This is a genomic window from Pseudodesulfovibrio pelocollis (assembly GCF_030282845.1).
Taxonomy (GTDB): Bacteria; Desulfobacterota; Desulfovibrionia; order Desulfovibrionales; family Desulfovibrionaceae; genus Pseudodesulfovibrio; species Pseudodesulfovibrio pelocollis.
The window spans coordinates 55,457-81,785 of the sequence record NZ_JASTWE010000004.1 but is presented as its reverse complement, the minus strand read 5'-3'; the positions used below and the strand labels follow the sequence as shown (position 1 = coordinate 81,785).

Annotated in this window: 28 protein-coding genes; 14 read left to right on the top strand and 14 right to left on the bottom strand. The window is 64.8% G+C overall.

Going from position 1 to position 26,329, the window contains the following annotated elements:
* Positions 1-31 precede the first annotated feature (31 nt).
* The 6 genes from QQS14_RS02740 to QQS14_RS02715 all read left to right on the top strand — a co-directional run bounded on the left by QQS14_RS02740 (position 32) and on the right by QQS14_RS02715 (position 7,582).
* On the top strand, positions 32-1,942 hold the full coding sequence (locus QQS14_RS02740; RefSeq protein WP_285905365.1) for an AMP-binding protein: 1,911 nt from the start codon (positions 32-34) through the stop codon (positions 1,940-1,942).
* Positions 1,943-2,830, top strand: coding sequence for a branched-chain amino acid ABC transporter permease (locus QQS14_RS02735; RefSeq protein WP_285905364.1), 888 nt, complete (start codon positions 1,943-1,945; stop codon positions 2,828-2,830).
* Between the two features lie 2 nt (positions 2,831-2,832).
* On the top strand, positions 2,833-3,879 hold the full coding sequence (locus QQS14_RS02730) for a branched-chain amino acid ABC transporter permease (RefSeq protein ID WP_285905363.1): 1,047 nt from the start codon (positions 2,833-2,835) through the stop codon (positions 3,877-3,879).
* A gap of 90 nt (positions 3,880-3,969) precedes the next feature.
* Complete coding sequence (locus tag QQS14_RS02725) at positions 3,970-5,214, top strand: ABC transporter substrate-binding protein (protein ID WP_285905362.1); 1,245 nt, start codon at positions 3,970-3,972, stop codon at positions 5,212-5,214.
* Between the two features lie 66 nt (positions 5,215-5,280).
* The gene (locus tag QQS14_RS02720; protein WP_285905361.1) at positions 5,281-6,096 is read left to right on the top strand and encodes an ABC transporter ATP-binding protein; all 816 of its coding nucleotides are present in this window, start codon (positions 5,281-5,283) and stop codon (positions 6,094-6,096) included.
* A 247-nt stretch (positions 6,097-6,343) separates the two neighbouring features.
* Positions 6,344-7,582 (top strand): phenylacetate--CoA ligase family protein, encoded by a 1,239-nt coding sequence (locus QQS14_RS02715; RefSeq protein WP_285905360.1) that lies wholly within the window; start codon positions 6,344-6,346, stop codon positions 7,580-7,582.
* Positions 7,583-7,759: 177 nt separating this feature from the next.
* Here the strand turns inward: QQS14_RS02715 and QQS14_RS02710 are convergent, their stop codons facing one another.
* Together QQS14_RS02710 and QQS14_RS02705 are read right to left on the bottom strand one after the other, a co-directional pair.
* Positions 7,760-8,089 (bottom strand): IscA/HesB family protein, encoded by a 330-nt coding sequence (locus QQS14_RS02710; protein WP_285905359.1) that lies wholly within the window; start codon positions 8,087-8,089, stop codon positions 7,760-7,762.
* Between the two features lie 126 nt (positions 8,090-8,215).
* Positions 8,216-8,539 (bottom strand): IscA/HesB family protein, encoded by a 324-nt coding sequence (locus QQS14_RS02705; protein WP_285905358.1) that lies wholly within the window; start codon positions 8,537-8,539, stop codon positions 8,216-8,218.
* Positions 8,540-8,702: 163 nt separating this feature from the next.
* Here QQS14_RS02705 and pyrR point away from each other — a divergent pair, with 163 nt between their 5' ends.
* From pyrR to QQS14_RS02690, 3 genes are read left to right on the top strand one after another with little or no spacing between them, the layout of a single operon-like run.
* Entirely contained in the window at positions 8,703-9,242 is a 540-nt protein-coding gene (gene pyrR, locus QQS14_RS02700; RefSeq protein WP_285905357.1) for a bifunctional pyr operon transcriptional regulator/uracil phosphoribosyltransferase PyrR, read from the top strand.
* Between the two features lie 6 nt (positions 9,243-9,248).
* On the top strand, positions 9,249-9,785 hold the full coding sequence (gene thrB / locus QQS14_RS02695) for a homoserine kinase (protein WP_285905356.1): 537 nt from the start codon (positions 9,249-9,251) through the stop codon (positions 9,783-9,785).
* Positions 9,782-10,399 carry a hypothetical protein gene (locus QQS14_RS02690; protein WP_285905355.1) on the top strand — a complete coding sequence of 206 codons (618 nt, stop codon included), beginning with the start codon at positions 9,782-9,784 and terminating at the stop codon, positions 10,397-10,399. The genes thrB and QQS14_RS02690 overlap by 4 nt, the downstream gene beginning before the upstream one ends.
* A gap of 76 nt (positions 10,400-10,475) precedes the next feature.
* On the opposite strand, the gene QQS14_RS02685 is transcribed toward QQS14_RS02690, so the two are convergent.
* The 3 genes from QQS14_RS02685 to QQS14_RS02675 form a co-directional block, all read right to left on the bottom strand.
* On the bottom strand, positions 10,476-10,856 hold the full coding sequence (locus QQS14_RS02685; protein WP_285905354.1) for a hypothetical protein: 381 nt from the start codon (positions 10,854-10,856) through the stop codon (positions 10,476-10,478).
* 76 nt (positions 10,857-10,932) lie between these two features.
* Positions 10,933-11,925: a glycosyltransferase family protein gene (locus tag QQS14_RS02680; RefSeq protein ID WP_285905353.1), complete on the bottom strand. Its 993-nt coding sequence runs from the start codon at positions 11,923-11,925 to the stop codon at positions 10,933-10,935.
* A complete protein-coding gene (locus QQS14_RS02675) occupies positions 11,915-12,748 on the bottom strand; it encodes a WcbI family polysaccharide biosynthesis putative acetyltransferase (protein WP_285905352.1) in 834 nt (277 codons plus the stop codon). The genes QQS14_RS02680 and QQS14_RS02675 overlap by 11 nt, the downstream gene beginning before the upstream one ends.
* Before the next feature lie 176 nt (positions 12,749-12,924).
* On the opposite strand from QQS14_RS02675, the gene cobT reads away from it, so the two are divergent.
* Positions 12,925-14,010, top strand: coding sequence for a nicotinate-nucleotide--dimethylbenzimidazole phosphoribosyltransferase (gene cobT / locus QQS14_RS02670; protein WP_285905393.1), 1,086 nt, complete (start codon positions 12,925-12,927; stop codon positions 14,008-14,010).
* A 94-nt stretch (positions 14,011-14,104) separates the two neighbouring features.
* Here the strand turns inward: cobT and QQS14_RS02665 are convergent, their stop codons facing one another.
* The 3 genes from QQS14_RS02665 to QQS14_RS02655 all read right to left on the bottom strand — a co-directional run bounded on the left by QQS14_RS02665 (position 14,105) and on the right by QQS14_RS02655 (position 15,708).
* The gene (locus tag QQS14_RS02665; protein ID WP_285905351.1) at positions 14,105-14,302 is read right to left on the bottom strand and encodes a hypothetical protein; all 198 of its coding nucleotides are present in this window, start codon (positions 14,300-14,302) and stop codon (positions 14,105-14,107) included.
* Between the two features lie 182 nt (positions 14,303-14,484).
* Entirely contained in the window at positions 14,485-15,417 is a 933-nt protein-coding gene (gene hemC / locus QQS14_RS02660) for a hydroxymethylbilane synthase (RefSeq protein ID WP_285905350.1), read from the bottom strand.
* Between the two features lie 48 nt (positions 15,418-15,465).
* Positions 15,466-15,708, bottom strand: coding sequence for an FmdB family zinc ribbon protein (locus QQS14_RS02655; protein WP_285905349.1), 243 nt, complete (start codon positions 15,706-15,708; stop codon positions 15,466-15,468).
* Positions 15,709-16,023: 315 nt separating this feature from the next.
* On the opposite strand from QQS14_RS02655, the gene QQS14_RS02650 reads away from it, so the two are divergent.
* The 4 genes from QQS14_RS02650 to QQS14_RS02635 are packed head-to-tail and all read left to right on the top strand — an operon-like array spanning position 16,024 to position 19,807.
* A complete protein-coding gene (locus QQS14_RS02650) occupies positions 16,024-17,007 on the top strand; it encodes a tetratricopeptide repeat protein (protein ID WP_285905348.1) in 984 nt (327 codons plus the stop codon).
* Positions 17,004-17,618, top strand: a complete 615-nt coding sequence (locus QQS14_RS02645) for a hypothetical protein (RefSeq protein ID WP_285905347.1) — start codon at positions 17,004-17,006, stop codon at positions 17,616-17,618. Before QQS14_RS02650 ends, QQS14_RS02645 begins: the two co-directional genes overlap by 4 nt.
* Before the next feature lie 21 nt (positions 17,619-17,639).
* Positions 17,640-18,731 (top strand): tetratricopeptide repeat protein, encoded by a 1,092-nt coding sequence (locus tag QQS14_RS02640; RefSeq protein ID WP_285905346.1) that lies wholly within the window; start codon positions 17,640-17,642, stop codon positions 18,729-18,731.
* 44 nt (positions 18,732-18,775) lie between these two features.
* Positions 18,776-19,807, top strand: coding sequence for a tetratricopeptide repeat protein (locus QQS14_RS02635; protein ID WP_285905345.1), 1,032 nt, complete (start codon positions 18,776-18,778; stop codon positions 19,805-19,807).
* A gap of 103 nt (positions 19,808-19,910) precedes the next feature.
* On the opposite strand, the gene lon is transcribed toward QQS14_RS02635, so the two are convergent.
* From lon to QQS14_RS02605, 6 genes are all read right to left on the bottom strand, one after another.
* Positions 19,911-22,427 carry an endopeptidase La gene (gene lon / locus QQS14_RS02630; protein ID WP_285905344.1) on the bottom strand — a complete coding sequence of 839 codons (2,517 nt, stop codon included), beginning with the start codon at positions 22,425-22,427 and terminating at the stop codon, positions 19,911-19,913.
* Between the two features lie 95 nt (positions 22,428-22,522).
* On the bottom strand, positions 22,523-22,795 hold the full coding sequence (locus QQS14_RS02625) for an acylphosphatase (protein WP_285905343.1): 273 nt from the start codon (positions 22,793-22,795) through the stop codon (positions 22,523-22,525).
* Entirely contained in the window at positions 22,796-23,479 is a 684-nt protein-coding gene (gene radC, locus QQS14_RS02620) for a RadC family protein (RefSeq protein WP_285905342.1), read from the bottom strand.
* A gap of 56 nt (positions 23,480-23,535) precedes the next feature.
* Entirely contained in the window at positions 23,536-24,528 is a 993-nt protein-coding gene (locus QQS14_RS02615) for a DNA polymerase III subunit delta (RefSeq protein WP_285905341.1), read from the bottom strand.
* Positions 24,529-24,567: 39 nt separating this feature from the next.
* Positions 24,568-25,077, bottom strand: a complete 510-nt coding sequence (lptE, locus tag QQS14_RS02610; RefSeq protein ID WP_285905340.1) for an LPS assembly lipoprotein LptE — start codon at positions 25,075-25,077, stop codon at positions 24,568-24,570.
* 132 nt (positions 25,078-25,209) lie between these two features.
* Positions 25,210-26,274, bottom strand: a complete 1,065-nt coding sequence (locus tag QQS14_RS02605) for a type I restriction endonuclease (protein WP_285905339.1) — start codon at positions 26,272-26,274, stop codon at positions 25,210-25,212.
* Between the last annotated feature and the right edge of the window lie 55 nt (positions 26,275-26,329).

Sequence of the window (26,329 nt, the reverse complement as noted above, 5' to 3'; positions counted from 1 at the left end):
GGGCCAAGACTCAATCATACACGGATAGTTCATGACAAAGCCATACAAGACCACGCTGCCCAGGCTGCTGGTGCGTCAGGCCGGGGAGCGCCCGGACAGGCCCGCCCTGCGCGAAAAGGAATGGGGCGTCTGGCAGGCCGTCTCCTGGCGCGAGAATCTGCGCATCACCGCGGAGTTCGCCTGCGGGCTCGACGCCCTGGGCCTTGGCCGGGACGACATCGTCATCCTCATCGGCGACAACCGGCCCGAGTGGATATGGGCCGAGCTGGCCATCCAGGGACTGGGCGGCATGGCGCTGGGGCTGTATCAGGATTCCCCGGCCGACGAGATCGAGTACGTCTTTGCCCTGACCGAGTGCCGCCTCGTGGTGGCCGAGGACCAGGAGCAGGTGGACAAGATCCTCTCCTTCCGCCACAACCTGCCCCGCCTTGAGCACATCGTGTACCACGACACCCGAGGCCTGGCCGCCTACGAAGAGACGGTCCCCGGACTGATCGATTTTGAGGCCGTGCGCCGCCTGGGGCGCGAGAAGCACAAGGACACCGAGGAGCGCTACACCCTCTGGAGCAAGGCCACCCGCGACACGGACCCCGCCCTCATCGCCACCACCTCGGGCACCACCGGGCGGCCCAAGCTGGCCATGCTCTCCCACGCCAACCTGCTCTCCATGGCCCACAACCTCGGCCGGGTGGACCCCAAGCACCCCACGGACGAGTTCGTCTCCTTCCTGCCCCTGGCCTGGATGGGCGAGCAGATGATGGCCGTGGCCTCGGCGCTGATGTTCGGCTTCTGCGTCAACTTCCCAGAGGAGCCGGACACGGCCCGGGCCGACTCGCGCGAGATCGGGCCGCATCTTGTCTTCTCTCCGCCGCGCGTGTGGGAGTCCGTGGCGGCCAAGGTGCGCGGCGACATCATGGAGACCACGCCGCTGAAGCGCTGGCTCTACAACCGGCTTCTGCCCATCGGCTACGAGTACGCCGATGCCCTGTTCGAGGGGCGCGAGCCCGGCCCGTGGCTCAAGCTCAAGTATTTCATCGCCGACCAGGGGCTGTTCCGCGCCCTGCGCGACCGGCTGGGATTCTCGCGCATGCGCAGCGCCACCACGGGCGGGGCCGCATTGGGGCCGGATACCTTCCGCTTCTTCCACGCCCTGGGCGTCAAGCTCAAGCAGATCTACGGCCAGACCGAGATCGCGGGCATCTCCTGCATCCACCAGGACGGGCAGGTGGACTTCACCTCCGTGGGCGCGCCCATCCCCGAGACCGAGGTGCGTATTACCGAGACCGGCGAGATCATCTCGCGCAGTCCTGCGGTGTTCATCGGTTACTACCGCAACGAGGAGGCCACCCGCGAGACCGTGCGCGACGGCTGGCTGCTTTCCGGCGACGCCGGATACTTCGACGACGCCGGGCGGCTGGTGGTCATCGACCGGCTCAAGGACGTCATGCTCCTCAACGACGGCACGCGCTTCTCCCCCCAGTTCCTGGAGAACAAGGTCAAGTTCTCGCCCTACCTGCGCGAGGCCGTGGTGCTGGGCAACGGGCGCGACTTCATCACCGCCATCCTGTGCATCGACATGGACATCGTCGGCCACTGGGCCGAGGGCCGGATGATCACCTACACCACCTATCAGGACCTCGCTGCCAAGGACGAGGTCTATACCCTGATCCGCGAGGAGGTGGCCCGGACCAACGAGATGCTGCCCCCGGAGACGCGCCTCCGCCGCTTCTGCCTGCTCTACAAGGAACTGGACGCGGACGACGGCGAACTGACCCGCACCCGCAAGGTGCGCCGGTCCACCATCGGCGAGCGCTACGGGCAGCTCATCGAGGCGCTCTACACCGACACCTGCGCCCTGAACCTGCAAACAGAGATAACCTATCAGGACGGCCGGGTGCGCGAAATGTGCGGCACCATCCGCATCGAGGACATGGAGGCGTAAGTGGAATACTATCTGCAACTGGTCATCAACGGACTCGTGGTCGGCGGCATCTACTCGCTGGTGGCGCTGGGGTTCGTGGTCATCTACAAGGCCACCAAGGTGGTCAACTTCGCCCAGGGCGAGCTGGTCATGGCCGGGGCGTACATCTGCTTCGCCCTCACGGTCCAGTTCAGCATCCCGTTTCTGTGGGCGTTCCTGCTTACCCTGGTCTTCTCGGTGCTGCTCGGGCTGGCCATCGAGCGCGTGGTGCTGCGCCCCCTCATCGGCGAGGAGCACATCTCGGTGATCATGGTCACCGTGGGCATGAGCTCGGTGCTCAAGTCGCTGGTGCAACTCTTCTGGGGCACCCAGATCCGCGTCTATCCGCCGGTGCTGCCCACCGAGCCGGTGGTCATCGCCGGGCTGCCCGTGGCCCCGGTCTATCTGGCCGCATTCGCCCTGTCGGCCGTGCTCTTTGCCGTGTTCTCCGCCTTCTTCAAGTATTCGCGCACCGGCATTGCCATGCGGGCCACGGCCTTTGACCAGCAGGCCGCCCAGTCCATGGGCATCGGCATCAAGAACATCTTCGCCATGAGCTGGTGCATCGCCTGCGTGGTCTCGGCCGTGGGCGGCGTGATCCTGGGCAACATCAACGGCATCAACTCCCACCTCGGCCACCTCGGCCTCAAGGTCTTCCCGGCGGTCATCCTCGGCGGGCTCGACTCGCTGCTTGGTGCGGCCCTGGGCGGCCTGATCATCGGCGTGCTCGAAAACCTCTGCGATGGCGTGGCCCGCCAGTTCTTCGGCCTTGGCGGCTTCCGCGAGGTGGCGGCCTTCATCATCCTGGTGGTCATCCTGATGATCAAGCCCTACGGCCTGTTCGGAACCAAGGAAATAGAGAGGGTCTAGCCATGCAGGGCAAATGCGGACTCTTCTTCACCTCCTATCGCGGCGAGGCCCAGATATTCCAGAGCGGGTTCCAGAAGCTCATGGTGGGCCTGTTCATGCTCGCCCTGCTGGCGGCCCCCCTGGCCCTGAACATTCACGAGACCTCGGTCATGAACCTCGTGTTCATCGCGGTCATCGGCGCGGTGGCCCTCAACCTGCTCACCGGCGTGTGCGGCCAGATATCGCTGGGCCACGGCGCCTTCATCGGCGTCGGGGCCTATGCCGCAGGGCAGTGCACCCTCAACGGCGTGCCCTTTCCCCTGGCCATCCTCACGGCCGGGCTGATCACGGCCATGGTCGGCATGGTCTTTGGCGTCCCCTCGCTGCGGCTCAAGGGTATCTACCTGGCCATCGCCACCTTGGCCGCCCAGTTGGTCCTCGAATTCGTCTTCCTGCACGGCGGGGCCCTCACCGGCGGCTCCAGCGGCCTGCTCCTCGACCCGCCCGTCATCCTCGGCTTTGTCTTCGACACCGAGGCCAGGATGTACTATCTGCTCCTCTTCTTTGCCGCGGCCGCGCTGCTCATGGTCGCCAACATCATGCGCTCCCGCTACGGCCGCGCCTTTGTCTCCATCCGCGACTACTACCTCTCGGCCGAGATCGTGGGGGTCAACCTCTTCTGGTTCAAGCTCGTGGCCTTTGGCGTCAGCTCGTTCCTTGCGGGCGTGTCCGGCGGCCTGTGGGCGCACTACACCGGCTACATCTCGGCCGAGCAGTTCAACATCGGGTTGTCCATCTCCTATCTGGCCATGATCATCATCGGCGGGATGGGGAGCGTACTGGGCTCGGTCTTCGGGGCGGTGTTCGTGGTCCTGATGCCCGAGGCCCTCAACGCGGTGGCCAACAGCCTGAGCGCGGTCTTCCCCGGCATTGCCCAATCCTTGGTGGCCCTGCGCGAGGGCGTCTTCGGCCTTGTGCTCATCCTGTTCCTGATCTTCGAGCCCGAGGGGCTGGTCAACCGCTGGCGGCTGGTCAAGGCGTACTGGAAACTCTACCCGTTCGCCCACTAATCCCGCTGCGTGCGGGTGAACATAGCGTCCGCGACCGGCCCTGGATGGGGCACGGCGCGACAAACCTCAAATCCCTTAGGAGTTTACGACATGAGGGTAAGCACAATCATAACCGCAGCATGCACCACGCTCCTCGCCGGGCTGATGCTCATGGGCTGCGGAGGCGAAGGCGACAAACCGGCGCAAACCGAAACCACCGGCCCCCAGGCCACGGCCGACACCTCCCCCGACACCACGCCAATCAAGGTGGGCGGGCTCATCGACCTCTCCGGCCCCACCTCGTCCGTGGGCGTGCCCTATGCCGATGGCCTCAGGGGTGCCGTCAAGTACATCAACGACAACGGCGGCATCAACGGGCGGCCCATCGCCTTTGACCTCCAGGACACCGCCTACAACGTCCAGCAAGGCCTCTCGCTCTACAAGAAGATGGTCAACACCGACAAGGTGGTCTGCATCCAGGGATTCGGTTCGGCAGTGACCGAGGCCCTGGTCCGCACCCTGGCCAAGGACATGATCCCCAACTTCTCGGGCTCCTGCTCGGCCCACCTGACCGATCCGAGGACCGCCCCCTACAACTTCTTCACCTCCGCCGATTACTCGACCCAGTTGCGCGCCGCCCTCAAGTACTTCCGCTCCCAGTGGACCGAGGAGCGCGCCCCCAAGGTGGCCTTCATCTATCCCGACCACCCTTACGGCGTGGCTCCCATCTCGGCTGGCAAGGCCTACGCCGCAGAACTCGGCTACGAGATCGTGGGCGAGACCAACGTGGCGCTTAACGCCATCGATGCCACCACCGAACTGCTGCCCCTCAAGAACAAGGCCCCGGACTTCTGCTGGGTCGGCGGAACCACGCCGTCCACCTCGGTCATCCTCAAATCCGCCAAGAACATCGGCATGAACAGCGTGTTCTTCACCAACATCTGGGGCACGGACGAAACCCTTCCGGCCCTGGCCGGGGCGGACGCCGACGGCTCCTTCTCCAACCAGGCCGCCGCCGTTTACGGCAAGGATGTGCCGGGCATGAAGATCATCGAGCAGATCACCGGCGGCAAGCCGCAGATGACCCACTACGTCCGGGGCTTCGTCTCCATCCTGACCATGGCCGAGGCCATGAAGCGCGCCGCAGCCAATGGCCCGGTCACCGGCGAGACCATCAAGGACGCCGCCGAAACCCTGCGCGACTACGACCCCATGGGCCTGGCGCCGTTCATCTCCTACTTCCCGGATGACCACCGCCCCAACATGGCCGTGCTCCTCTACACCATCAAGGACGGCCAGCTCACCTTCGTGGCCGAGGAAATCCTCGACCGCCGCGCTGACTGGCTGGGGCATTAAGGTTGAATGGAAATCCGGGGGGAAACTTTTGGAAAAGTTTCCCCCCGGTCGCCGGAGGCAAATCCAATGGCCGGAGGCACAGTGAACGAGATATTGAAGGTCGAGAACCTCGAAGTGGTCTACAACGACGTGGTGCTGGTGCTCAAGGGGCTCTCCCTGGCCTGTCCGCGCGGCGAGATCACGGCCCTGCTCGGGGCAAACGGCGCGGGCAAGTCCACCACCCTCAAGGCCATCTCGGGCCTGCTTGAGAGCGAGCATGGCGAGGTCACGGACGGCTCGGTCATCTACCAGGACGAGCCCATCCAGCACCTGATCCCCGAAAAGATCGTGCGCAAGGGCATCTTCCAGGTCATGGAGGGCCGCCGCATCTTCGAGGACCTGACCGTGGAGGAGAACCTGCGCTGCGGTGCCTTCACCCGGCCGCGCTCCGAAATCCCCGGGGGCCTGGAAAAGGTCTACGCCTATTTCCCCAGGCTCAAGGAACGGCGCAGACAACTGGCGGGCTACATGTCCGGCGGCGAGCAGCAGATGTGCGCCATCGGCCGCGCCATCATGGCCCGGCCGCAACTGCTCCTGCTCGACGAGCCGTCACTGGGCCTCGCCCCGCTGCTGGTGGAGGAAATCTTCGACATCATCAAACGCATCAACGCCGAGGAAGGCGTGAGCGTCCTGCTGGTGGAGCAAAACGCCCGGGCCGCCCTCTCCGTGGCCACGCGCGGCTACATCATGGAAAACGGCCGGGTGGTCATGGACGGCAACGCCTCGGAACTCCTCAACAACCCGGACGTCCAGGAATTCTACCTCGGCATGGGCCACGCCGGAGACCGACGCAGCTACCGCGATGTCAAACACTACCGCCGCAGGAAACGTTGGCTCGGGTGATGCCTCCCCCGGACCCCCAACCCCTCCTTTCCCCTAAACGTTTTGTGGGGTGGGGCAGGGGAAAAGGACGTTTTGTGCATGGATGAAAAAGAGTCGGTCGTGGTAGAGCTTTTTCCGGAGTTGTCGTAAGCTGATAGTGACTGCTGAGGATCTACGCCCTCTCCGCCGCAGGCGGAGCGACAAAAAGTTTTGGAGAGTCCAGAGAACCTTTTCCAAAAGGTTCTCTGGCCGCCGGAGGCAAACTTCAATGTATTACCACGAGTATGAGACCGAACCGCGCGAGAAGCGGATGAAGCGCAAGTGGAAGGCGGTGCGCGAGGTGCTGCTTGAGGCCGAGCGGTCGTCGGGCGAGTTCCGGGCGCGGCTGGAGCGTCTTGGGGCGTGCGCCAAGGATTTCAAGGACTTTGATGATTTCGCCCGGATTCCGGTGCTCAGGAAGCGTGAGATCATCGGGTTGCAGGCCGAGCATGGGCTGGAGTGGTTTCTGGGTTGCGAGCCGGGGCAGCTGGGGCGCATCTATCAGTCGCCGGGGCCGATCTTCGATCCCGAGGGTACGGACCCGGACTACTGGGCGTGGGCCGAGGGGTTTTTTGCGGCCGGGTTCCGGCCTGGCGATCTGGCGCAGATGACCTTTTCCTATCACATGACCCCTGCCGGGCTGATGCTGGAGCAGCCGCTGCGGGCCATCGGGTGCGGGGTGATTCCGGCCGGGCCGGGCAATACCGAGAAGCAGATCGAGTTCATGACCCGGCTGCCGGTGACCGCCTTTGTGGGCATGGCCAGCTATCTCAAGGTCATCGGCGACAAGGCGATGGCCATGGGCTATGACCTGGGGCGGGATTTCCGGCTCAAGAAGGCGTATGTGGCGGCCGAGCCGCTGCCCGAGACCCTGCGCCGCGAGGTGGAGGATATGTTCGGCATCACGGTGCGCCAGGGGTATGGCACGGCGGATGTGGGCTGCATCGCTTACGAGTGCATGGAGCTTGGCGGCATGCACCTGTCCAACTCCCGGCATGTGGAGATATGCGACCCGGTCACGGGCGAGCCCGTGGGTGAGGGCGAGGTGGGCGAGGTGGTGGTCACGCCGTTCTTCACGGACTATCCGCTGGTGCGGCTGGCCACGGGCGATTTGTCGTCCATCGACCTTTCCGAGTGTGCGTGCGGCCGCACGGCGCGCAAGCTGACGGGCTGGAAGGGGAGGGCCGACGACACGGCCAAGGTCAAGGGGCAGTTCATCTATCCGAATCAGGCCGGGGCGGTCTGCGCCCGGTACCCGGATGTGTGCGCGTGGCAGATCAGGGTGAAGAATCCGGGTGGACGAGACGCCCTTGTCGTGCTACTGGAAGCAGCGGTGGAAATCGATATGGCGGCCTTTGCCGCGGATTTCCAGGCCATCATGAAGCTGAAGCCCCAGGTCGAGTTGGTCGCGCCGGGTACGATTCCGGCAGACGCGCCGAGGCTGGTGGACGAAAGGACTTTCGGTTGAACCCGGCTTGTTCCGGGATTGCGGTCCTCATCGGATGGGGCGGTGCCAGGAGCACCGCCCCTTTTGATTTGATCGCCCTGCGAAATCTCGATGGTCAGTTGAAGGCAAGAAAAACACACGGCCGACAGGGATATTTCCCTGTCGGCCGTGTGTCTTTCGGGTGGGTTCGGATCGGCTCTAGCAGCCGCAGCTTCCGGACGAGCAGCCGCTGGAGGAGGAGCAGCCGCAGCCGCCTGCGCCCACGAGGTTTTCCGAGGCGATCTGGAAGCCGTACTCGGTCATGTCGATGGTGACGGCACCGGTGGCCTCGGCCAGTTCGGCCTGAATGAGGAAGGTGAAGTCGCCCTGCTCGACGGTGGTGTCGCCGTCGCGCAGCTCGTCCAGGGCCAGCGAGAGGCGCGGGCCGGAGCAGCCGCCGTCGGCCAGATGCACGCGGATGGGCTCGATGGTCTTGTCCGTGAAGTATTTGGCCAGTTCCTGACGGGCGGATTCGGTGATGGTGATCATTGGGTCTCCTGGGTTATGGGTTGCAAGCCAGAGGGTAATTAGTAATCATTGCTTGTCCAGTGGCAGGGTGAAAAAAAGCGGCGCCTCGCGAGGAGACGCCGCATCGAAAACAGTCGGCCGGTTAACCTAGCAGGAGCAGGAGCCGCTGCTGCATCCGCTGGTGCTACAGCTTCCGCCGCCGCCAACGGGGTTCTCGGATTCCACGACGAAACCGTAGTAGGTCATGTCGATCTTGACTGCGCCAACCTGGGCCTTGAGGCCCTTCTCGACGAGGAAGGTGAATCCGGCCGTCTCGAATACTTCGTCTTTTTCGTTAGGCTCATCCAGAGCCAGAGTCAGGCGAGGGCCTGCTCAGCCTCCAGCCGCGAGATACACGCGGATGGGAGAGGGGGTCTTGTCGCTGAAGTAGCCATCAAGCTGCTTCTTTGCGGCGTCTGTCACATCAAGCATTGTTGCCTCCTGTTCGATGGTGCGAAAAGAAGAGGTAAGATCAAAGATGCGCTTTGTCAAACGCAAAAAGGGAGGCAGGACCGGCCCGGTTGTTGACCCCCCGGGTGCGATGGGATAATTCCAGACGGTGCAACCGCCCCTGCGGGCAAGCGAGGCAGACCAGATGAAAGAATGCGGAACCATCCTCAACGCGCGCGAGATGGCGAGAACCATCGAGCGGCTCGCCCTTGAGGTCTTCGAGCGCCGGGGCGACGACGAGCGGCTGGCCATCATCGGCATCCAGCGGCGCGGCGCAGACCTGGCAGAGCGCATCAAGGTGCGCCTTGACGAGCGCCTGGGGCGCAAGGTCCCCCTGGGCAAGCTCGACATCAACCTGTACCGCGACGACTGGACCACCAACCTGGAACTCGCGCCCACCATCAACTGTTCTGAGATAGGTTTCGACATCGAGGGCGCGTCCATCATCCTGGTGGACGATGTGCTCTACTCGGGTCGCACCATCCGGGCGGCGCTGGAGGCCATTCTCGATTATGGTCGCCCCAGGCGGGTGGAGCTGCTGGTGCTGGTGGATAGGGGCCATCGCGAGCTGCCCATCCAGGCCGATTATGTGGGCAAGAAGCTCGACACCATGGACCATGAGCATGTCAACGTCCTGGTGTCCGAGCGTGACGATGAGGACCGCGTCTGCCTCGTGCGGAGCTGATCGCCCATGGGATTTTCGGTCATAGAGCGCGATGCGGTTCTCAAGCCCTGCATCACCCTGGTTGGCATGGCCGGGGCGGGCAAGTCCACCCTGGGCCGGGCGCTGGCCGAGCGGCTGGGTTGGGGCCAGCTTGATACGGACCGCCACCTGGAGGCCTACTACGGCCTGCCCCTGCAAGGGATCATGGACCATTTCGGCCTTGCGCAGTTCCTGCACATCGAGGGCCATCTGGTCAGCCAGCTCTCTCTGACCAGGACCATCATCTCCACCGGCGGCAGCGTCATCTACAGCGAGGCGGCCATGGCCCGGCTCAGGGAGCTTGGCCCGGTGGTGATGCTGGACATTGACGAGCACACCTTTCTCGACCGGGTGGGCGACGGCCGCGACCGGGGGCTGGCCATCGCCCCGGGCGAGACCCTGCGCGACCTCTTTGCCCGCCGCCAGCCGATGTATCGCGCCGTGGCCGACATCGTGGTCCGCACGGACTGCGACGCGCCCGAGGCGTGCGTGGACTGTATCCTCCAACACATAGATTTCGCATGAAAAAACTGACTCCCAAGGGCGCGTTCCGCAAGCTGGCCGCCATCTACGACGCCATGGTGGACCGCTACGCGCAAAGCGCCGAGGCCATCGACCTGACCTGCGCCGACTGCCCGGACAACTGTTGCCTGACCTTTTTCCAGCACCACACCTATGTGGAGTGGGCCTATCTCTGGGAGGGGCTGGCCGCCCTGCCGCCCGACCGGCTGGAGGCCATCCGCCTGCGCGCCCACGACTATGTGGAGCAGGCCCGCGACGCCCTGAGCCAGGGGCAGCACCCCCGCGCCATGTGCCCCCTCAACCTGGAGGACGAGGCCCAGGGGCTGTGCGGGCTGTACGACCACCGCCTGATGATCTGCCGCATGCACGGCGTGCCCAACGAGCTGGTCCGGCCCGACGGCCGCCGGGTGTCCTTTCCCGGCTGCCAGCGCTGCCAGGGGCTGACCGAGACCCTCAGGGCCGAAGGCAGGGAGGTTCCGGTGGTGGACCGCACCCCGCTCTACAAGGATCTGGTGGCCCTGGAGATGCAGTTCGTGGGCTCCAACCTGCGCCGACTGCCCAAGGTGGACCACACCATCGCCGAAATGATCGTGCTCGGGCCGCCGCGGCTCAAGTAGTCGAATGTGCCACGTAGCGCAAAGGCCGCCCGGAGCTATCCGGGCGGCCTTTGCGCGTGAGGGGTGTTCGGAGGGCTCAGGCGGTCCTTGAGAACCCGGCCTTGGCAAAAGTGAATTGACCGGCCTGAAGCAGGGCGATCTCGTTTTCGCGCGAGCTGATGATGCGCATTTTTTCGTCCTCGGGCAGGGCCGAGTTCCAGACCTGGACGATTTCGGCGCGCACCGTCTGGATGCGGCTTTCGATCTGGCGCAGGGAAAAGGTGCCGTTCTTGATGGGCTCGATGGCGCTCTCGCGAAAGGCCTGGATCGCCTCGGGCGAGAAGATGGCCAGGTCGCCAACGGACCGGGAGGGCGCGGCTTCAGGCCCTGGAGCGTCCGCGGCCGTCGGTATGACGTCAGGCGTCAGGGTTTCGGGCGTGTAGCCGTCCGGCATGAGGTGGTGGGTGTCGATGTGCATGGCCTGCCCTCCGTGGAGTCCACACATCCTATCGGCCAGGGAGCCGATTTTCTGAAGGGGCAGGGCGCGGGCGGGTTCAGGAGCCGGTTCCGGCGGCCAGGAAGCGGGCGCGCCGGACGGGGTCGTCGCTGGCCTCGGCCCAGTGCAGATAGACCAGCCGCAGGTATTTGGCGTGGATGGCCCTGGCCCGGGCCAGCCGCTGGGCCACGGCGTCCCGGGGCAGGGCGTTCAGGGCTTCGGCCAGGGTGTGGGCGCGGTGGTGGGGCCGGTGGCGGGCGTCGATCTCGTCGCTGGCGGCCCGGCCCATGGCCTCGCGCGCGGGCGCGTCATCAAGCAGGGCGCAGGCGCGCGCCACCAGCTGGTCCGGGTCGTCCGGCGGGTAGGTGGCCATGTGCACTCCCTCGGTGAAGAGCCGGGACTGGCCGTGGCCCACCTCGGGCGTGAGCAGGCACGCGCCGCAGGCCATGGCCTCGAAGACCCGGAAATTGAGGTCGCCCGCCTCCGCGATGTTCAGGACCACGCGGGCGCGGGGGAAGAGGTCGCCGAACCGGCCCTGGCGCACGGCAAGGCCGGGAAAGCGAGCCCTGACCTCGCGCAGCAGGGCGTGGCGGCCCGGGGTCAGCTCCGGGTCCACCTTGCCCGCAAAGAGCAGGTCCCATTCCTTGACCGGCGGCCGGGCCGGGGGGCGCTCGCCGCCCAGGGGGAAGGGCGGGAGCCAGAAGACCCGCCCCTCGCCAGGGCGCTGGCGGAAGCGCGGCAGGTGGTCGCGCAGGCTCACGGCCACCAGGTCGAACCCCTGGGCGTACATGGGATACCAGCTGTGGATGTGCGAATCCACGGCGTAGAAGACCGTGGGGCAGGGGAAGCGCTCCATGCCCACCAGGGGCGGCGGCAGGCTGCAATCGGCGTAGATCACGGCCGCTGGCTGGCACCCGGCCCGGGACACCAGCGTGTCCCAGTCGAGGATCTCCGTGGCCGCCATGGGGATGTGGACCACCCTGTGGCCCAGGGCGGCCAACTGGTCGCGAAAATAGTCGCCGCCCAGCCAGGCGATGGCGTCAGATGACACTCTGGTCCCCCTGGAGAAAGCCGATGAAGTCGCTCACCCCGACCTGGGCGGCCATGACGTAGTTGGCCGCGAACCCGGCGAAGGTCATCCGCTTGCCGTAGATATGATATTGGGTGTCGGTCGTGGCAAAGTCCCAGCCGAAGAACCGGGCCACCTTGGGGTTGATGGGCAGCTCGAACTCCGAAAACGGGGCGTCGAGCCGGGCCAGGGCCGCCTCGTCGGGCGCGTCCAGACCAAGATTTTTCAGCACGCCCCGGGCCGCGTGGTCCATCAGTTCCCGGCCCGGGTGGTTGATGGTGTTGAAGAGCCGGACGCGGTTCGAGCGCTCAAGGATCATATCCAGGTACTTGACCGGGGTGTGGCTCTCCTTTTCCCGCTCATGGGCGATGCTGCGGGCGATCAGGCCGGGCAGGTCGTAGCGGGTGGCCGGGTCCGAGTGCAGGAAGGGCATCAAGGTCTCCTCGGGTTGCAGGCCGAGGGCGATGAACTCGTCCAGGTGGGCGCAGCGGTAGTCGAACCCGGGTTGCCCGCTCCACAGGGGCCAGTAGCCCAGGAAGAACATGTTGGGCACGCACAGGCTCCGGGCCGAGGCGGGCAGGGCCGCGAGCAGGGCGGCCGAGGCCAGATCGTTCCACTTCGGGCCGAGATACTGGTAGAGAAAGAGGTCGCAGCGGGCCAGCCTCTCGCGCGGGATGGGCTGGCGGATGTAGTTGGTGTACAGTTCGCAGTGGTAGCGGGCCGCGAATCCGGGGCTGGTCATGAGCCGCTCCATGAGGGGCTCACCCTGGCAGTTGGCGTGGACGATGCAAAGCTCTTTGGTCATGACGCCCTGGAACTGTTTGATTTTTCCGGAAAAAGGCCGTGTCCAACCGATAGCACGGAATCCCCGGGCCAGACAAGGGGCGGCGTGTTGGCGGTTTACAGGGACGCAGCCAGGGTGTATCCCACCCGGACCATCGAAACTCCCTTTCCTGCGAGGAAGCCATGTCCCCCGAGACTATGCCCGAGAAAATCCTGCCCGGAGACCTTCAGGCGGTGCTGGCCGCCGTCTGCCCGGTGGACCGTGCCCTGGCCGCGTCCGGCCAGGCCCACATCGACAACCTGACCAAGCCCCGGGGCAGCCTGGGCCGCCTTGAGGAACTGGCCCTGCAACTGTTCCTGATCCAGGGCGGTCAGCCCCCTTGCGCCGACCCCATGCGCATCTACACCGTGGCCGGTGACCACGGCGTCAACGAGGAGGGCGTGAGCCTGTTTCCCCAGGAGGTCACCCGTCAGATGGTGCTCAATTTCCTGCGCGGCGGCGCGGGCATCAACGTGCTGGCCGCCACGGCCGGGGCGCAGCTCTATGTGGTGGACGCGGGCTCCTGCGGCGGCGGCTACGACGACCACCCCGGCCTGATCCAGGCCAAGATCGCGCCCGGCACGGCCAATCTGGCCAAGGGCCCGGCCATGACCCGCGAGCAGTGCCTCCGCGCGCTCATGCTCGGCGTGTCCCTGGCCGACCGCGCCCTGGCCGATGGCGTCCGCGTGCTGGGCACCGGCGACATGGGCATCTCCAACACCACGCCCTCCACGGCCCTTTACTGCGCCTATCTCGGCCTCGATCCCGTGGCCATCACCGGGCCGGGCACCGGCCTCGACGCCGAGGGCATGGCCCGCAAGGCCGACGTGATCCGGCGCGGCCTGGGGGTCAACCGGCAGGCAGTGGAGTCCGGCGATCCGCTGGCCGTGCTGGCCGCCCTGGGCGGGCTTGAGATCGCCACCCTGGCCGGGCTGGTCCTTGGGGGGGGCAGGAATCGGCAGTTGGTCTGCGTGGACGGCTTCATCTCCACCGCCGCCTATGTGGCGGCCTGGAAGCTCTGCCCGGCCGTGGCCGACTACTGCGTCATCAGCCACGCTTCGGCCGAGCCGGGCCACGCGGCCGTGGTCAGCGCCCTCGGGCTTTCGCCGCTGCTTGATCTGGGTTTTCGCCTGGGCGAGGGGACGGGCGCAGCCTGCGCCATGTATCTGGTCCGCAGCGCGGCGGACATGTACACCAAGATGGCGACCTTTGTCGATGCGGGCGTGAGCGGGTCGCGGGAGTAGGCTCGGCCTGGATTTTCCCGGGCCCGCAAAAGGGATAGGCCGGGCGACTTGTCGCCCGGCCTATCCCTTTAGTGTGCCGCAGGATGCGGCCTGATCATGCTTCACCGAGGTCACTGGAGACCGCCTGAATGACGTCGCCCTTGGCGTTGTAGGTGCCCGTGGCTTCCATCTTGACCAGCTCGCGGGCCAACTCCGGGTTCTCCAGGACCTGCCGTTGCAGTTTCACCTTGCGGATGTCCTTGACCTGATCCGCGAAACTTCCACCTTGCACTCCGAGTCCACCGATATCCATGATTCGAACCTCCTTGCATGGGGGGGTGAAAAGAACTCTTGCAGTTCTTATCGGCCCATATCCATGGAACTTTAGGAAATTCGTCCTGATGGTGGACGATTTGGTCCCAACCAGCCTGATTGCATGTGCTTTTTTCATGTTTCGAATGTGCGTCCCGTGGTGTCCGTTGTGTGTCGAAGGCGTTAATTGCTCTCGCGGGCGTAGACTTCGTCGAGGATCGCCTTGCCGCCTGCGGCCAGCACCTTGTCAGCCAGCTCCATGCCCACGTCCCAGGCCCGGTCCGCGCTCCCCTCGGCGGTCATGCGGATGGGGCGCGAGCCGTCCACGTCGGCCACGAAGCCGGTCAGGTGGACGCGGTCGCCCTCAAGCTGCGACCAGGCCGCGATGGGCACCTGGCAGCCGCCGTCCAGGCCGGTGAGGAAGCCGCGCTCGGCCAGCACTTGCTTGCGGGTGGGTGCGTGGTTCAGGAAGGCGAGCATGGCCGCCACCTCGGTGTCGGCGGTGCGGTACTCGATGCCCAGGGCTCCCTGGGCCACGGCGGGCAGGAAGTCGGGAGGGCCAAGGATCTCATGCCTGGGTGCGGAGAGGCCCAGCCGGTTGAGACCGGCCGTGGCCACCACGATGGCGTCGAACTGGCCGTCCAGGAGCTTGCCTACCCGGGTGTCGAGGTTGCCGCGCAGGGATTCGATGCGCAGGTCCGGCCGCAGGGTGGCCAGCTGCGACTGGCGGCGCAGGCTCGACGTGCCCACCAGTGCACCCTGGGGCAGCCCGGCCAGCCCGTCGTACCGGACCGAGAGCAGCGAATCCGTGGCCGCCTCGCGCTCGGGGATGATGCCGATCTCAAGCCCGTCGGGCAGCTCGGTGGGGACGTCCTTCATGGAGTGGACGGCCAGCTGGGCGCGGCCGTCCAGCAGGGCTTCCTCGATCTCCTTGACGAAGAGTCCCTTGCCGCCCACCTTGGCCAGCGGCACGTCGAGAATCTTGTCGCCCTTGGTCTTGATCTTGAGCAGGTCCACGGTCAGACCGGGGTGCTCGGCCTCAAGCAGCGCCTTGATGTGGTTGGCCTGCCAGAGGGCCAGGGCGCTGCCCCGGGTGGCGATGGTCAGTTGTTTCATGCGAAATTGAGCCTTTTTTGCGTGTGGTGAAGCGCCCGTGTCGGGCTTCTAGTGGCAGCTTGAGCAGTTTCCGCCGGAGCAGCCGGCGCAGCCGCTCGATGCGGCGGCCGGAGCCGGGGTGTCGCCGCCCGCGTCGGCAGTGGCCCCGCCAGTTCGTGAGCGCACCGCGCTCATGAGCTTGCTGGTCCTGGCCGAGGCGCATTTGGGACAGGGCGGGCACTCCTCCCTGTCGAAGACGAGTTCCTCGAACTCGGTGCCGCAGTCGTCGCAGAGATATTCGAAAATGGGCATGGCATGCTCCAATGTCTGGTTTTCCTGTCCGGTGGGCCCGGAGGGATCGTCCCAAGGGAAGGTTTGCATAGCTGAAAAGGGCCCGGCTGGCAACGCCGGGCCGCCTCGGCCGTGCATACCAGATAATGCCTGCGCCGCCCATGTCCAGCATTCTGCCGGAAACAAACGCAACAGTTTTGTCGCCGGGTTCGCATTGCCTGCAACGACCCTTTGCGCTAGGCTCCACTTGGCGGAGACAGAAAGCCTTTCCTTGGGGGGGCGTTCAATTGTTCCAACGAATACACCCTTTCAGCCACAGAGTGCGACGGGACGATCATGGCGGATGCGCGAATACATACCGGCGCGGACACCCGCGGCGCGCGAGCCGGGCGGGGCTGCTCCGGGCTCGACAACCCGGACGAGCCGCTGCGCTGCGTCTTCTCCACCGTGACCGAGATCAAGGTGGGCACCGGCACCACGGCCAAAAAACAGCGCAGCAAACTTTTGTGGTACGTCAACCAGCACGGGGCGGACGAGTTCGGGGTGCGCAAGATCAATCCCCAGTTCGTGCCCGTGGGCGAGGAAAAGATCATCGGGCAGGAGGAACTGCTGGCTGACTACACCCCAGAGGTCGAGATCCACAACGCCCATGTGGAACCGGCCATGCGCGCCCTGATCCGGACCATCGCCAAGGCGGACAGGCATCGCGAAAACGGCGAGCCCCTCTCGGCCGAGATGGAGTACGCCAAGGCGCTGGATGTGGATGAAACCAACGTGCGCGCCATCTTCGGCCTGGGCCTTGTCTACCTGGGCCGCAGCGACAGACGCAACTCGCGCGCCGTGTTCGAGCAATTGCTGGAAATGCAGGCGGCCTTTTCCGAAGAACACAAGCACCTTTTCAACGAGTTCGGCATCCTGCTGCGCAAGGCCGGGCTCTTCGACGAGGCCGTGCAGTATTACTCGCGGGCCGTGGAGCTGACCGAGGCGGACGAGAACCTGCACTACAATCTGGCCCGCGCCTTCTACGAGAAGAACGACTGGGAGCACAGCATCGAGTTCTCGGCCCGGGCCCTTTCCCTCAAGCCTGATCACGGCCACGCCCTGAACCTGTGCCGGGTGGCCGTGGCCCTGGCGGGCAGCGACACCCTGCGCGACCGCTACGGCAAGCCCCCGGTGCCCGGGAGTGTGGCCCGCCGTGCGGCCGGGCTGGTGGGTGCCACGGCGGCCGACCCGGCAATGACCATGGACCTGGCTCCCGACGGGACGGATTCGCGGCTGGCCGCCACGGCCCTCATGCGTGACCTGGAGCAGGATTCGTGACCGGCGGGCTCGGCTCGGGCAAGCGGCTTGAGGTGGTCCTGTTCGGCACGTTTTACAGCGTGAGCGCCCTGCATCTGAGCCGCGAGGCGGTCAAGGCCGCGGTCAAGGCCTATGGCCCGGCCAAATGGAACGCCATTGTCCGAGACATGGCCCTGGGCCGGGACGCCCGGAGCAAGATGGCCGAGGTGGCCCACACCCTGGGGCATCCCGTCCGCGAGGTCTACCGCGCCCAGGGGCTGGCCATGCACGACAACCGCTTCGGCCTTGAGGTGTTCCACGGCGGGGAGCATATGCCGCTTTCCATGGTGGCGGCAAAAAATAGGACTTTACACCCGCAGGAACTGATGGAAGACTACAAGCTCAAAGACATGCTCGCCGTTTTCTGGGCCAGACGCGAGGGAGCAATGAATTTCCGCTGGGATGACGCGGAATTCCAGGACCAGGCCGAGGTGGCTCTGGTCTATGACAATCTGGCTCCGCTGCTGGCGAGGCGACACGCCTTCGATCTGGTCCTCGACGTGCTTTGGCGGGGCTCCCGAGGCAAACGCAGACTCCTGGGTGGTGGCCAGGAGTTCACCCCCCTTGAGCACGTTTTTCACATTGCCGGATGACAAGGCGCACAGTGGAAAATCATGACCGACGCACCACAGGGATTCGGCCTGGCTGATACGGCTGGCGTCGTAAGGAAGAAGACTGTCTCCGGCTGGGATTTCCTGCCCGGAGACGGGGCCATCCGGTGCGTTTTTTCCTCCACGGCCATTGTCATGCTCGGCCAGGGTTCCACCTCGCAGCGCCACGAGAGCACTATCTACTGGTACGTGGAGCAGGTTGAGGACGACGAGTTCGAGGCACGCCGGATCAATTCCAAGCATGTCCCGGCTGGCAATCCGGAGACCATTTCGCTGCGGCGGCTGCTCAACGAGTTCACCCCCCGGCTCGCCTACTACGAGGACGTGGTGCTCCCGGCCATGGAGGCCCTTGAAGAGACCCTGGACAGGGCCGACCGGGACCGCGCCCACGGACGCCTCTACAGCGCGGAGCTGGGCTACAGCCGGGCCAGGGGCATCGAGGAGCGCAACGTGCGCGCCCTGTTCGGCCTTGGCCTCATCTTTCTGAACCGTCGCGAACACACGCGCGCCAGGGCGGTCCTCTTCGAGCTGGTGGATGTCAAGGCGGCCTTTGACGGCAAGAACCAGCACCTGTTCAACGAATTCGGCATCGGACTGCGCAAGTCCGGGTTGTATGACGAGGCCACGGCCTATTACCGGCGCGCCCTTGATTTCGTCAAGAATGACGAAAATCTGTTCTATAATCTGGCGCGCACCCGCTATGAGCGGGGGGACTGGAACGGATGCCTTGAGGCGCTGATCATGTCCAACCGGCTCAACCCCGGGCTGCGGGTGGCCCGCGAGCTGTTCCGGGTCATTGTGGGGTTGGCCGAGGACGAGCGGCTGCTGGCGCGCTACGGCAAGCCCCCGGTGCCGCCCGAGGTGGCCAGCCGGGCCAGGAACGTGCTGGCCGCAGAGGCCGGTGTCCTGCCCCTGGACGAAGAGGTCCTGGTCCTTGATCTGGAGCGCGAGTTGGAGCGCGACTGGGGGCGTGGACCGGATCTGGATGCGGGAGAGGTGGCGGAACAGGAAATGGAGCAGAAGATCGAGCGTGGCCGCGCGCGCACCGGCCTTGTTCCACCCTCGGCCAGGGGCAGAAACGGCAAGCGGAAGTGACCACGAAACCCCATGGCGCCACAGCGGCATGGAAACGGAGCACGATGAACTCTTTGGATGAATCCGGCACCTCCGTCCATCTGGCCCTGGCTGGAAACGGCGGCAGCGTCCGATGCGTTTTTTCCTCGGGCGATGAGATTCGCGTGGGCACGGGAACGACCACGCGCAAGCACTTGAGCCGAATCTTCTGGTATGTTGAACAACTGGCCGAGGATCGCTTTTCCCTGCGCCGGATCAACTCCCACCATGTGCCCACGGGCGAGGAGCGGGTCATCCCGCTTCGCGAGCTGATCGAGGGGTACATTCCCGAGGTGGAGTTCTTCGAGGGCAACACGGTTCCGGCCATGGAGCTGTTGCAGGAATACCTGGAGCAGGGCACCGAGCAGCGGGAGCAGGGCAAGCTCTACAGCGCGCAGGACAGCTTCTGCCGTGCCCTGGGCATAGACGAGGGCAATGTGCGCGCCCTGTTCAACCTCGGGCTCATCGCCCTCTCCCTGCACGAGCTGGACAAGGCGCGCGACATGATGCGCGAACTGCTCAAGATCAGGTCCGCCTTTTCAGGAAAGGACCAGCACCTGTTCAACGAATTCGGCATCGCCCTGCGCAAGGCCGGGCTTCATGACGAGGCCGCCGACTACTACGCCAAGGCGCTGGAGTTCGTGGAGGACGACGAGCACCTTTTCTACAACCTGGCCCGGGTCAACTACGAGCGCGGCCGCTGGGCCGAGTGCGTGGAGGCGCTGGGAAAAAGCTGCTCGCTCAATCCCCGGCTGACGGCCGCCCGGCAGCTCGGCGAGCTGCTGGTGGAGCTGGCCAACAACGACACCCTGCGCGAGCAGCACAACAAGCCGCCCGTGCCCGACGACGTGGCGGCCCGGCTGGTGGCCTTCATGCGCGACCGCGCGCCCGCCCGGGGGCAGCAGGCCATCCCGCCCGGCCAGACCCGCGAGGCGCTGCCCGCCCCGGCCGACCAGCCCCTTGCCGATACCCGTCCCGACCAGACCGATTCCCCGGAGACAGGGCGGGTAAGGACCGGCAGCGGCGCACCCCGGGACGACCTGAAGTTCGACATCTGAACCGGCCATGGCCCGGGCCGGGCCGCCCGTGTTCACGAAACAAAGGGGCGCGCCGGACATCCGGCGCGCCCCCTGGCGTGTCGATTCGGCGGCTCGGTTCCCGCTACCTGGCCCTGACCAGGGGCCAGATATCCTCGACCTTTTCGATGGTCTTGATGGTGATGCGCCGCCGCAGCTCGTCGGGTATGTCTGCCAGATCCTTTTTGTTCTGGGCCGGGATGAGGACCTTCTTCATGCCGCGCGAGACTGCGGCCAGGATCTTCTCCTTGATGCCGCCCACGGGCAAAACGCGGCCGCGCAGGCTGATCTCGCCGGTCATGGCGATATCCGGGCTGACCGGGGTGTTGGTCAGGGCCGAGATAAGGGCCGTGACCAGGGTGACGCCTGCCGACGGGCCATCCTTGGGCGTGGCTCCGGCCGGGACATGGACGTGGATGTCCAGCTTCTCGTTGAACTTGGGGTCGATGCCGTATTCGTCGGCCCGGGCCCGGGCGATGGACAGGGCGGCCTGGGCCGATTCCTTCATCACGTCGCCCAGCTTGCCGGTGAGGATGAGCTGGCCCTTGCCGGGCATGGTGGTCACCTCGATGTGCAGAATCTCGCCGCCCACCGGGGTCCAGGCCAGGCCCACGGCCACGCCCGGAGGCAGGGTGGTCTCCTTCTCGTCTTCCAGGAAGTGGGGCGGGCCGAGCAGGGTGTAGAGGTTCTGGGTAGTGATCTTGAAGGGTCCCTTCTCGCCCTCGGCCTTCTTGCGCGCCATCTTGCGGCACAGGGTGCCTATCTCGCGCTCCACGTTGCGCAGGCCCGCCTCGCGGGTGTACTCGCGCACCACCTTGGTCACCAGCTTGTCGCTGATGGTCAGCTCGCTCTTTTTGAGGCCGTTTTCGCTGATCTGCCGGGGGATGATGTAGCGCCGGGTGATGGCGGTCTTTTCCTGCTCGGTGTAGCCGGGGATGCGGATGACCTCCATGCGGTCGCGCAGGGGGCCGGGGATGGAGTCGAGCATGTTGGCCGTGCAGATGAACATGACCTTGGACAGGTCAAAGGGCACGTTGAGGTAGTGATCGGTGAAGGAGAAGTTCTGCTCCGGGTCGAGCACCTCAAGCAGGGCGGACGAGGGGTCGCCCCGGAAGTCCGAGCCGAGCTTGTCGATCTCGTCGAGCATGATCACCGGGTTGCGGGTGCCGCACTGCTTGATGGCCTGGATGATGCGGCCGGGCATGGCCCCGATATAGGTGCGCCGGTGGCCGCGTATCTCGGCCTCGTCGCGCATGCCGCCAAGGGACATGCGGTGGAACTTGCGGCCCAGGCTGCGGGCGATGGAGCGCCCCAGCGAGGTCTTGCCCACGCCAGGAGGGCCGGAAAAGCAGAGGATCGGCCCCTTCATCTTCGAGTTGAGCTTGCGCACGCTCAGGTATTCGAGGATGCGCTCCTTGACCTTCTCGAGGTCGTAGTGGTCCTCGTTGAGAATCCGTTCGGCCAGCTTGATGTCCAGCCGGTCGCGGGAGAGCTTCTTCCAGGGCAGTTCGATCATCCAGTCGAGGTAGGTGCGGATGACCGTGGCCTCGCTCGATTCGGAGTGCATGGATTCAAGCCGCCGCAACTGCTTGAAGCACTCCTTCATGACCTCCTTGGGCATGCCGGACTTGGTCAGCCCCTGCTTGAGCTCCTCCATCTCCTCGCTCTCGTCGCCGTCGTCGCCAAGCTCGCGCTTGATGGCCTTGAGCTGTTCGCGCAGGTAGAAGTCGCGCTGGGCCTTGTCCATGCCTTCCTTGGCCATGGTCTGAATCTTGTTCTGCATGCTGGCCACTTCCACCTCTTTGAGCAGCTGGCTGTTGACCAGCTCAAGGCGGATGATGGGATCGTGGCATTCGAGGATGCGCTGGGCGGCCTCGACCTTCATGCGCAGATTGCTGGCGATGAGGTCGGCCAGCCTGCCCGGCTCGTTGACGTTGTTGAGCACGCTCATGATGTCCTGGGACGAGATGCCGCGCAGGGAGAGGATGCGCTCGCTCTGTTCGCGCGAGGAGCGGATCAGCGCCTCCTGCTCGCTGGTCAGGGTGCCCACCTCGGGTTCCATGAGCGGCTCAAGCTCGGCCTCGAGGTAGGTATCGTTGGTCGTGAACCGCTTGACCTTGGCCCGGGCCAGCCCCTGCACCAGCACCTTGAGGCGGCCGTCCGGCATCTTGAGCATGCGCATGATCATGCCCACGGTGCCGGTGGCGTATAACTCGTCCGGGCCCGGGTCGTCCACGGTCTCGTCCTTCTGGGTCAGGATGAGGATGTAGCGGTCGCCGGACAGGGCCGCGTCCACGGCTTTGACGGATTTGTCGCGGCCCACGAAGAGGGGCAGGATCATGTAGTTGAAGACCACGATGTCGCGCACGGCGAGGACTGGCAGCAACTTGGGGAGGTCGCCGGGACCGGGGCCGGGCATGCCGTCCCCTTCGGCCAGGGGGCTGCCGCCAGAGGCCGAGGCGGTCAGCGCCTCGATGATGTCCGGCAGCTCCTCGGAGTTCTTTCCTGGCCTGCCGGGTTCCGGGGATTTTCTATCCGTATCGGGGGTGATGCGCCGGATGCGCGTGGGCTTGACCGGCGATTTGTTTTTTTTCCTGCTCAAGACGGTATCCTTTCGGCTGATGAAATGTGCGTGTGTTACCCCAGATAAGTCGTCAAAACGGCTTGGCAAGGATGTTTTTCGTGCAAAAATCGGCTTCAGCCCGTGACCGAAAAACGGTCCCAGCTATCGCCCGGCTCGCGCCAGTCAATATCCACCTGCGTCACCCGGGCCAGGGGCGGGCCGTCGTGCAGCCGCTCGATGAACCGTTCAAGGATGGCCTTTTCGCCCTGGGCCAGGGCCTCCACCCCGCCGTCGGGCAGGTTGCGCACCCAGCCGGTGATGCCCAGCTCCCGGGCCATGTCTGCCGTCCAGGCCCGGAACCAGACCCCCTGGACCTTGCCGTGTATGATGCAGCGCGCCTCTTTCATCTACAATCTTCCGTGCTCGTTGAAGCTGTAGTAGTCGTGGTCCGTGACGATGACATGGTCCAGCACCCGGATATCCAGCCCCCGGGCCGTCTCGCGGATGCGCTGGGTCAGGGCCAGGTCCTCCATGGACGGGGCGGGGTCGCCGCCGGGATGGTTGTGGGCCAGGATCAGCGCCGCCGCTTCCAGCCGCAGGGCCGTGGCCATGATCTCTCGGGGAAAAACCGGGGTGGCGTCCACTGTGCCCTTGCTCACCTGCTCCCAGGCGATGACCCGGTTCTTGGTGTCAAGAAACGCCACCCAGAATTCCTCCACCCCCTTGGAGCCGATGCGGGCCATGGCCGCGCGGGCCACGTCCGCCGCATCGGACAGGGGCGCACCGCTGCGCGCCCGGGCCTCGCCCATGCGGGCGAACAGCTCCTGGAGCAGCCCCCAGTGGGCCACGGCCGCCGGGCCGATGCCGCTGACCGCTTTCAGCTGGTCGGGACGGGCCATGAGTGCGTCCTTGAGGGAGCCGAACCGCTCGATCATCAGCTTTGCCAGGGGCTTGGTGTCCCGGCGCGGAAGGACTCCGGCCAGGGCCAGCTCCAGCAGTTCGTAGTCGGCCAGGGAGCGCCCGTCGCGCAGGAGTTTTTCCCTGAGCCGCTGGCGGTGGCCGAGATAGTGCGGTTTGTCCTTCTCTTTCATAGCTTCCGTGTCAAGCGTCGGGGTATTATTTCAATCGGATTATAACGCGGCGGGATTTATCGGGTCGCCCGGCCCGGCTGGAACAGGTCGATGAGCCCGGCCACCAGCACGTCGAGAACCTCTTCGTGATGGCGCGCGCCGGTCTTGACGCTCATCTCCGATTCCAGGGCCAGGTCGATCATCCGGGCCACGCCCCGGGGGCCGAGGCGTCGGGCCACCTGGGTCTTGAGCTTCTTGACGTAGGGGTGGGCCTTGACCTTGTCCTCCTCGCCTGCCTGGAGCATCCAGTACATGCGCGCCTGCCCGGCCAGATAGCCGATGAGGTTGAAAAGCATCCGGTCCTGGGATTTCTTGAGGTGGTCGCCCAGCACCCGCCGCCAGACAGCGACCTCGGCGCCGGGCCTGCCCAGGGCGTCCATCAGCTCGAAGAATTCCATCTCGCCCGCCGGGGCCACCAGCTCCACATGCTCGCGGCGCACGGTGCGCGTATCGCCAGCGGCCAGGTCGAGCTTGTCCAGCTCCAGGCGCGCGGCCACGGCGTCCGGGGGCAGGGCCGCGATCAGGGCGCGGTCCGCGCCGGGCTCGAAGGTGATGCCGCGCTCCTTGGCCCATGCCTTGACGAACGCGCCAAGGGACGAAGCGTCCAGCCCGGCCGATTCCCACACCCACCCCTCGTCCCTGGCCTTCTTGTAGATGGCCCGGCGCGACAGGGTGGCCGGAATCGACGGCTTCTTGCCCTTCCACTCGCCCTCCAGGCAGAAGATGGGAAGGATGTCGCCCGACACCCCCCTGACCCCGGCGTCGAGCTTGTCCCAATGCTCGGCCCTGAGGGCGTGGGCGCGGCGGATCACCAGCGCCTTGGGCTGGGGAAAAAGGCTCTTGATGGTCAGGTCGGTCCAGAAGGCGGCGGGCAGCGGATCGTCGTCATCGCCCCAGAACGGCTTGATCTCCCATCCCTCCCGGCCGGACGCGGCCAGCCGCTGATCGATATGGGTCTTGATCAGCTGCGGGTCAGGGCAGACGAGGATGAGGTATCTGGTGCGGTTCATGGTGTGTTTTTGGCGCGTGTCGGCCACGCAGCGGCCGGGCTAGTAGTTCTGTTCCATGAGATCGGCCAGCCTGCGGATGCCCAGGCTGGTGACTTCGGCGTCGGCCTCGTCCTCCTGGCCCGAGAAGAAAGGCCACGCCTGGGATATCTGCCCGGAACGCCAGACCACGCTGCTGTCCGTGGCCGAGGTGATATCGACCGAGAACTGGAAGATGGCGCTGGAGCGCAGGGTCTGGTCCCTGGCTCCCTCAACGGCCGTGGGCCGGAAGTATTTGTGGATGGTGACGTGGATGAGGGCGTCGGCCCGGTTTCGCGAGTCGGTCCAGGTGATGGCCCCGCGTCGGGTCAGCTCGTCGCGCAGCAGCGAGCGGATGCGCGGCTCAAGCCAGGGCAGGGTGGTGGGGTTGTCCACCCCGGAGATGGCCAGGGTGCGGAACTCCGGCCCGAGCACGGAGCGATCCCCGGCCCCGCCCACGGAATAGCCGCAGGCGGCGAGCATGAGCAGGGCGGCCGCGAGCAGCAGCGGGGCCAAGGTACGGACAAAGGGCATGGCAGTCTCCCGGCGGTTCGATGTCATGACGACGGATACTACTGGGAAACGGCGCAAGAGTCCACTTGCGGGGCAGGAGGAGGCTCGAATCTTTGACCATCATCGGATAAGGCTTCCGGGTTCGTTCGTCGCCTATTCGTAGAAGGAAGGGGTTGATTTCAGACGATCCGCATAGGTGTATATATCGTTGAGGTCATTAATGGGAAATTTTTCCATATCTTTATCGGAATTGGCAACCAGGCCAAGGTAGTACTGCGATGTGTTGAAATGAAATCGGCAGAGGGGTTTTCTGTTGTTGTCATCCAGTAGCACTCCACAATAGCTTTTTGTGTCCCGCATTACCACGCGGTCAGGCGAAACAACTTCGCGCAAGATTGACTTCACGATGTAAAAGGCCTCAAGTTCATCCTCGGTGGTGATGATTTCCGATTTTTCATCTGGTGCATCGACGTTAGCGACTTCTTCGATGTCCTCGTCGGGTTGTGTGATCATGGCATGCTTCAAACGATCATTGATTACATCGTTGATGTATATGCCAATGGCTTTCTTGACCAGTTCTGCAAACTTTTGACGCACAGCGGGCATAAGTTTCCCAGAGTAAACCTTGCACGCGAAAATGCGAACAAATTCATCAGAAGGTGACTGCATTTCCTCGGCGAAAAGACGCTTTATGGCCCGTGTGTACTTGAGCTCGCTCGCGGCCGAGAGAGTTTTTTCTACGTCAAACTGGGACTTTGTCAGTTTTTTAAGTTCAGTAACCAAGCTCTCTTCGGGGGAACTGAAGTCAAAAACCATGTAGGGCTTGTCGTCCATAATGTTGGCACGGTCGAGGTCCGTGAAAAACTGGTATTGGACTCCGTTGGTGAGAATGCCGATTCTGGCAGTGGGGGTGACTTGATAATAACGCAATAATTGCGTTGGGTTGACCTTTTTTAAATCCGATTTGCACGACTTGCACTCAATCAGCATGATGGGGTCGCCATTTTTCATGACGGCGAAATCCACCTTTTCCCCCTTCTTCACGCCAATGTCCGCAGTGTATTCGGGGAAAACCTCTTGAGGATTGAAAGGGTCGTAACCCAAGGTCTGTAGAAAGGGGAGCACCAAGGCATTTTTGGTCATCTCTTCATTGGAAAGCATATGCGAATGCTCTTGGATGCGGGCGGCCAAGGAGTGGAGGCGTTCGGCGAAATCCATATGTCACCTCTTTGCTGGTTATTGAAAACCTGTTATACTACAGTGTCATCGGTTG

Coding starts and splice junctions, on each gene's coding strand:
- QQS14_RS02740 (WP_285905365.1), top strand. CDS start 32: ATGACAAAGCCATACAAGACCACGCTGCCCAGGCTGCTGGTGCGTCAG.
- QQS14_RS02730 (WP_285905363.1), top strand. CDS start 2,833: ATGCAGGGCAAATGCGGACTCTTCTTCACCTCCTATCGCGGCGAGGCC.
- QQS14_RS02725 (WP_285905362.1), top strand. CDS start 3,970: ATGAGGGTAAGCACAATCATAACCGCAGCATGCACCACGCTCCTCGCC.
- QQS14_RS02720 (WP_285905361.1), top strand. CDS start 5,281: ATGGCCGGAGGCACAGTGAACGAGATATTGAAGGTCGAGAACCTCGAA.
- QQS14_RS02715 (WP_285905360.1), top strand. CDS start 6,344: ATGTATTACCACGAGTATGAGACCGAACCGCGCGAGAAGCGGATGAAG.
- QQS14_RS02710 (WP_285905359.1), bottom strand. CDS start 8,089: ATGATCACCATCACCGAATCCGCCCGTCAGGAACTGGCCAAATACTTC.
- pyrR (WP_285905357.1), top strand. CDS start 8,703: ATGAAAGAATGCGGAACCATCCTCAACGCGCGCGAGATGGCGAGAACC.
- thrB (WP_285905356.1), top strand. CDS start 9,249: ATGGGATTTTCGGTCATAGAGCGCGATGCGGTTCTCAAGCCCTGCATC.
- QQS14_RS02690 (WP_285905355.1), top strand. CDS start 9,782: ATGAAAAAACTGACTCCCAAGGGCGCGTTCCGCAAGCTGGCCGCCATC.
- QQS14_RS02685 (WP_285905354.1), bottom strand. CDS start 10,856: ATGCACATCGACACCCACCACCTCATGCCGGACGGCTACACGCCCGAA.
- QQS14_RS02675 (WP_285905352.1), bottom strand. CDS start 12,748: ATGACCAAAGAGCTTTGCATCGTCCACGCCAACTGCCAGGGTGAGCCC.
- cobT (WP_285905393.1), top strand. CDS start 12,925: ATGCCCGAGAAAATCCTGCCCGGAGACCTTCAGGCGGTGCTGGCCGCC.
- QQS14_RS02665 (WP_285905351.1), bottom strand. CDS start 14,302: ATGGATATCGGTGGACTCGGAGTGCAAGGTGGAAGTTTCGCGGATCAG.
- hemC (WP_285905350.1), bottom strand. CDS start 15,417: ATGAAACAACTGACCATCGCCACCCGGGGCAGCGCCCTGGCCCTCTGG.
- QQS14_RS02655 (WP_285905349.1), bottom strand. CDS start 15,708: ATGCCCATTTTCGAATATCTCTGCGACGACTGCGGCACCGAGTTCGAG.
- QQS14_RS02650 (WP_285905348.1), top strand. CDS start 16,024: ATGGCGGATGCGCGAATACATACCGGCGCGGACACCCGCGGCGCGCGA.
- QQS14_RS02640 (WP_285905346.1), top strand. CDS start 17,640: ATGACCGACGCACCACAGGGATTCGGCCTGGCTGATACGGCTGGCGTC.
- QQS14_RS02635 (WP_285905345.1), top strand. CDS start 18,776: ATGAACTCTTTGGATGAATCCGGCACCTCCGTCCATCTGGCCCTGGCT.
- QQS14_RS02625 (WP_285905343.1), bottom strand. CDS start 22,795: ATGAAAGAGGCGCGCTGCATCATACACGGCAAGGTCCAGGGGGTCTGG.
- radC (WP_285905342.1), bottom strand. CDS start 23,479: ATGAAAGAGAAGGACAAACCGCACTATCTCGGCCACCGCCAGCGGCTC.
- QQS14_RS02615 (WP_285905341.1), bottom strand. CDS start 24,528: ATGAACCGCACCAGATACCTCATCCTCGTCTGCCCTGACCCGCAGCTG.
- lptE (WP_285905340.1), bottom strand. CDS start 25,077: ATGCCCTTTGTCCGTACCTTGGCCCCGCTGCTGCTCGCGGCCGCCCTG.
- QQS14_RS02605 (WP_285905339.1), bottom strand. CDS start 26,274: ATGGATTTCGCCGAACGCCTCCACTCCTTGGCCGCCCGCATCCAAGAG.